Raw genomic sequence first — 5,593 nt, 5'->3', positions numbered from 1 at the left:
CGGCCGCCCCGCGCGCCGCCCACCGGACGCCGGACCCGGCCCCGCGCCGCCCCGCTCGCCGGGCGCGGGGCCCGGCCGCCCGCCATCCGGCCGCCCCGCCCCTGCGCCTTTCGGACCCGGTCGCATGTCAGCTCGCCCACCAGACGGCGGACTCGGGGGCCAGCACCACGAAGCCGCCCGTGCCGCCGCCGGCGACGCCGTCCGTGCCGCCCTCCGGCGCCGGGCCGGGCACCACGGCCGCGCCGTCCGCGTCCACCGGGACGGCCGCGCCGGGGACGCTGCCGAGCAGCGGCCGGGCGCCGGGCGCGGGCAGCGCCACCGGGCGGTCCGTCAGGTTCACCGTGCACACCAGCTCCCCGGCGTCCGGGTCGGCGGCGGTGCGGCGGAAGGCCAGCACCCCCTCCGGCGCGGGCAGCCAGTCCAGCCGCTCGCCCGCGCCCAGCGCCGGATGGGCACGGCGCAGCGCCAGCGCGGACCGGTACAGCTCCAGGGTGGAGTCCGCCTGCCCGGTCTGGGCCGCCACCGACAGCGCGCCCCACTCCGCCGGCTGCGGCAGCCAGCTCCCGCCCGCGCCGAAGCCGTACGACGGGCCCTCGGGCGTCCACGGCAGCGGCACCCGGCAGCCGTCGCGCAGCCCGTCCTGCCCGTCCTGTCCGTCCCCCTGGCCGCTGCGGCGGCGGAACGCCGGGTCCTGGCGCACGGCGTCGGGCAGGTCCGCGACCTCCGGCAGCCCCAGCTCCTCGCCCTGGTAGAGGTACGCGGAGCCGGGCAGCGCCAGCATCAGCAGCGCCGCCGCGCGGGCCCGCCGCAGGCCGGCCGCGCCGGCGCCGTAGCGGCTGGGGTGCCGGACCACGTCGTGGTTGGACAGCACCCAGGTGGTGGGGGCGCCCACCGCGGTGGTGGCCCGCAGCGAGTCGTCGATCACCCGGCGCAGCGCCGCCGCGTCCCACGGGGCTTGGAGGAAGGCGAAGTTGAACGCCTGGTGCAGCTCGTCGGGGCGTACGTAGAGGGAGAGCCGTTCGGCGTTGGGCGCCCACGCCTCGGCGACGCCGATCCGGGCGGGGCCGCCGTGCTCGGCGGTGTAGGCGTCGAGCAGCGCCCGCCAGGCGCGGTGGATCTCGTGCACCCCGTCCTGGTCGAAGAAGGGGAGCTGCTGGGCGCCGATCAGCCGGACCTGCTCGCGGTGGCCGATGTCGGGCAGCCCCGGGGCCTTGACCATGCCGTGGGCCACGTCGATCCGGAAGCCGTCCACGCCCAGGTCCAGCCAGAACCGCAGCACCGAGGCGAACTCGGCGCGCACCTCCTCGTTCTCCCAGTCCAGGTCGGGCTGTTCGGGGGCGAACAGGTGCAGGTACCACTCGCCGTCGGCCGCCCGCGTCCAGGCCGGGCCGCCGAAGACCGACTCCCAGTCGTTGGGCGGCAGCGATCCGTCCGGCCCCTGGCCGGGGCGGAAGAGGTAGCGGGCGCGGGCGGCCGGGTCGCCGGCCAGCGCGGCCGCGAACCACGGGTGCCGCTCGGAGGTGTGGTTGGGGACGACGTCCACGATGACCTTCAGGCCCAGGCCGTGCGCGGCGCGCACCAGGGCGGCGGCGTCGTCGAGGTCGCCGAAGAGCGGGTCGACCGCCCGGTAGTCGGCCACGTCGTAGCCGCCGTCGGCCTGCGGTGAGGCGTAGAAGGGGGTGAGCCAGACGGCGTCCGCGCCGAGCGCGGCCAGGTGCCCGAGCCTCTCCCGGGCGCCGCGCAGGTCGCCGACGCCGTCGCCGTCGCCGTCGGCGAAGGAGCGGACGTACACCTGGTAGATGACCGCCGCCCGCCACCAGTCGGACGCGGGCCGCGGGTCGCTCACGGGAACGGTCTCCGGGTCGGGCTCGGGCAGGTCCCGCGGGTGCGAGGTCAACTCGGGTGCGGCCATGGGCGGTCCCTCTCGGACTCGGGGGTGTCGCTCGGTCCAACGAGGCGCACGGCGGTCCGGCACCGGCTCCCTGCACGATTGCCTGCAAGGGCTTGCAGGGGCCGCGTCCGGCGCGGCGGCCTCGCCGTACCACCCTGTCAAGGGATCCGTCGGCAACCTTCGGGACACGCGGACGTAACGATCGGCCGCCCTTGCAGAAAATTGCCGCAAGCTCTTTCGGCTCGTTTTCATCCCTGTTACGTTCCTGGCAACCCGGCGCGCCGCGAAGGAGCGGACCGCAAGGAGGCACGTGATCCGCGCTGATCCGCCTCGCTCCCGGGGATCACCTGATGAGGAGTGCACATGCGGCGTGGCATAGCGGCCACCGCGCTGGTCGCGGCCCTGGGTCTGACGGCGACGGCGTGCGGCGGCGACAGCGGCTCCGACGGCGGCAAGGCCGGCGGCGAGCTGAGCGGCACGGTCACCTGGTGGGACACCTCCACCGTCGGCAGCGAGGACAAGGTCTTCAAGAAGCTCGCCGAGGACTTCACCAAGAAGCACCCCAAGGTCACGGTCAAGTACGTCAACGTGCCCTTCGGCGAGGCGCAGAACAAGTTCAAGAACGCCGCCCAGTCCGGCTCCGGCGCCCCTGACGTCATCCGCTCCGAGGTGGCCTGGACCCCCGAGTTCGCCGACCTCGGCTACCTCGCCCCGCTGGACGGGACCGCGGCGCTGAAGAACCAGGACGACTTCCTGGAGCAGGCCGCCGCCTCCACCGAGTACAAGGGCAAGACCTACGCGGTGCCGCAGGTCATCGACTCCATGGGCCTCTTCTACAACAAGAAGATCTTCGAGGAGGCCGGCGCCGAGGTCCCGCAGACCGTCGAGGACCTGAAGACCACCGCCGCCGCCATCAAGAAGAAGACCGGCAAGACCGGCCTGTACCTGCGCGGCGACGACCCGTACTGGTTCCTGTCCTTCCTCTACGGTGAGGGCGGCGACATGGTCGACGCCGAGAAGAAGACGGTCACCGTCGACAACCCGGCCGGCGTCAAGGCCATGCAGACGGTGAAGGACCTGGTCGACTCCAAGGCCGCCATCACCGACGCCACCAACGGCTGGGACAACATGCAGGCCGCCTTCAAGGACGGCAAGGTCGCCATGATGATCAACGGCCCGTGGGCGGTCGCCGACACCCACGCCGGTGCCGAGTTCGCCGACAAGGCCAACCTGGGCATCGCCCCCGTCCCGGCCGGCTCCGCCGGTCAGGGCGCCCCGCAGGGCGGCCACAACCTCGCCGTCTACGCCGGCTCCGGGAACCTCCCCGCCTCCTACGCCTTCGCCGAGTACATGACCTCGGCGGAGTCCCAGGCCAAGGTCGCCACCGAGCTGAGCCTGCTGCCCACCCGCGAGTCGGTCTACATCAAGCCGGACGTGGCCAAGAACGAGATGATCGGCTTCTTCAAGCCGGTCGTCGAGAAGTCCGTCGAGCGGCCCTGGATCCCGGAGGGCGGCTCCCTGTTCACCCCGCTGAAGACCGAGTACACCAAGGTCCTCACCGGCCAGACCAGCCCCCAGCAGGGCGCGAAGGCCACCGGCGCGGAGTACCGCAAGCTCCTCAAGGGCTGGAAGTAACGGCACACGGCACCGGCCCCGGACGGGGGCCGGACGTGCCGGCCCCGCACGGGACCGGACGCGACGAAGGAAGGTTGACCGGCTGATGGCTGTGGACACCCCCAGCCAGTCGGTGGCGAAGGCCGCGGGTGGCGACGACACCCGCGGCCCCGCCCGCCGTGCTGGCAGGTCCAAGGGCGGACCCGAGGGCCCCGGGGGCGGCGTCAAGCGCTCCCTGGCCACCCACTGGTACGCGTGGGCGATGGTCGCCCCGGTGGTGGCCGTGATCGGCGTGATCATCGGCTATCCGCTGGTGCGCGGGATCTACCTCTCGCTGACCGACGCCACCGAGCGCAACGTGGCGCGCAGTATCGGGGTCAACGAGATACCCGCCACCTACGAGTTCGTCGGCCTGGACAACTACCAGGCGGCCCTGAGCGGTTCGCAGTTCCTCGACACCCTCGGCTGGACCCTGGCGTGGACGGTCTCCTGCGTGTCGATCACCTTCGTGCTCGGTCTGACCCTGGCCAACATGCTCAACCGGAAGATGGCCGGCCGCTCCGCCTACCGGATGCTGATCATCCTGCCGTGGGCGGTGCCCGGCTTCGTCTCCGTCTTCGCCTGGCGCTTCCTGTACGACGAGCGGCGCGGCCTGCTCAACCAGGTGCTGGCCGGCGGCGGCATCGACGCGGTGCCCTGGCTCAACGACCCGGTCATGGCGAAGCTCTCGGTCATCGCGGTCAACGTCTGGCTCGGCGTGCCCTTCATGATGGTCGCCCTGCTCGGCGGGCTCCAGTCCATCCCCGGCGAGCTGTACGAGGCCGCCGAGATGGACGGGGCCAACGCCTGGCAGCGGTTCCGCAACATCACCATGCCGGGGCTGCGTTCGGTCTCCACCACGGTGGTGCTGCTCTCCACCATCTGGACGTTCAACATGTTCCCGGTGATCTTCCTGCTGACCCGCGGCGGACCCGGCGAGGCCACCCAGATCCTGGTCACCCAGGCGTACAAGTTCAGCTTCGAGATCAGCCCGCGCGACTTCGCGCAGTCCTCCACCTGGGGCGTGCTGATCCTGGTGCTGCTGATGCTCTTCGCCGCGGTCTACCGGCGAGTCCTCCGCAAGCAGGGAGAAGCCTGGTGACCACCGCCACCCCGTCCCGTACGCCCGCCGTGCCCCACCGCCGCGGCCGGCGCTCCCCGCTCGCCTCCATCGGCCTGCACGCCGGCCTGATCCTGGCCGCGGTCGTCGCGGTCTTCCCCGTGCTGTGGGTGCTGCTGACCTCGCTCAAGCCCGCCAAGTACGCCACCACCACGGACTTCTTCCGCGAGACGACCTTCGAGAACTACACCGGCCTGCTGCGGGACACCCCGTTCCTCACGTGGTTCGGCAACTCCCTGCTGGTCGCCGGACTGACCACCGTGCTCGGCGTGTTCACCGCCGCCACCACCGGCTACGCGGTCAGCCGCTTCCGCTTCCCCGGCAAGCGCGGGCTGATGTGGACGCTGCTGATCACCCAGATGTTCCCGGTCGCCGTCCTGATCGTGCCGATCTACAACATCATGGCGTCCATCGGCCTGCTCAACCAGGCCGCCGGCCTGGTCATCACCTACCTGACCATCGCCGTGCCGTTCTGCGCCTGGATGATGAAGGGCTTCTTCGACACCATCCCGGCCGAGATCGACGAGTCCGGGCAGGTCGACGGGCTCACCCCGTTCGGCACCTTCTGGCGGCTGATCCTCCCGCTGGCCAAGCCCGGCATCGCGGTGACCGCGTTCTACTCCTTCATCACCGCCTGGGGCGAGGTCGCCTACGCCTCCGCCTTCATGGTCGGCGACGAGAACCTCACCCTCGCCGGGGGCCTCCAGAAGTTCGTCAACCAGTACGGCGCCCAGTGGGGCCCGATGACCGCCGCCTCGGTGCTCATCGCCATCCCCGCCGCGCTCGTCTTCCTCTTCGCCCAGCGCCACCTGGTGACCGGCATGTCCGCCGGCGCCGTCAAGGGCTGACACCGCAGGGCGTACGGGGACGGGCCGCCGTACCCGCCCCCGTACGCCCTGCGGTGTCAGCCCTTGACGGCGCCGGCGGAC

4 protein-coding genes are annotated in these 5,593 nt (G+C 72.3%); 3 read left to right on the top strand and 1 reads right to left on the bottom strand.

Going from position 1 to position 5,593, the window contains the following annotated elements; genetic code table 11:
* Nucleotides 1-127: 127 nt before the first annotated feature.
* Complete coding sequence (locus tag C6N75_RS00845; protein WP_105866888.1) at nt 128-1,912, bottom strand: glycoside hydrolase family 13 protein; 1,785 nt, start codon at nt 1,910-1,912, stop codon at nt 128-130.
* 342 nt (nt 1,913-2,254) lie between these two features.
* On the opposite strand from C6N75_RS00845, the gene C6N75_RS00840 reads away from it, so the two are divergent.
* The 3 genes from C6N75_RS00840 to C6N75_RS00830 all read left to right on the top strand — a co-directional run bounded on the left by C6N75_RS00840 (nt 2,255) and on the right by C6N75_RS00830 (nt 5,512).
* Entirely contained in the window at nt 2,255-3,526 is a 1,272-nt protein-coding gene (locus C6N75_RS00840; protein ID WP_105866887.1) for an extracellular solute-binding protein, read from the top strand.
* 85 nt (nt 3,527-3,611) lie between these two features.
* On the top strand, nt 3,612-4,646 hold the full coding sequence (locus C6N75_RS00835) for a carbohydrate ABC transporter permease (protein ID WP_105866886.1): 1,035 nt from the start codon (nt 3,612-3,614) through the stop codon (nt 4,644-4,646).
* The gene (locus C6N75_RS00830) at nt 4,640-5,512 is read left to right on the top strand and encodes a sugar ABC transporter permease (RefSeq protein WP_407703184.1); all 873 of its coding nucleotides are present in this window, start codon (nt 4,640-4,642) and stop codon (nt 5,510-5,512) included. Before C6N75_RS00835 ends, C6N75_RS00830 begins: the two co-directional genes overlap by 7 nt.
* Nucleotides 5,513-5,593 lie beyond the last annotated feature (81 nt).

Origin of the sequence: Streptomyces solincola (assembly GCF_002982015.1) — a bacterium.
Lineage (GTDB): Bacteria > Actinomycetota > Actinomycetes > Streptomycetales > Streptomycetaceae > Streptomyces > Streptomyces solincola.
This window is presented reverse-complemented; position numbering and strand designations above follow the sequence as displayed.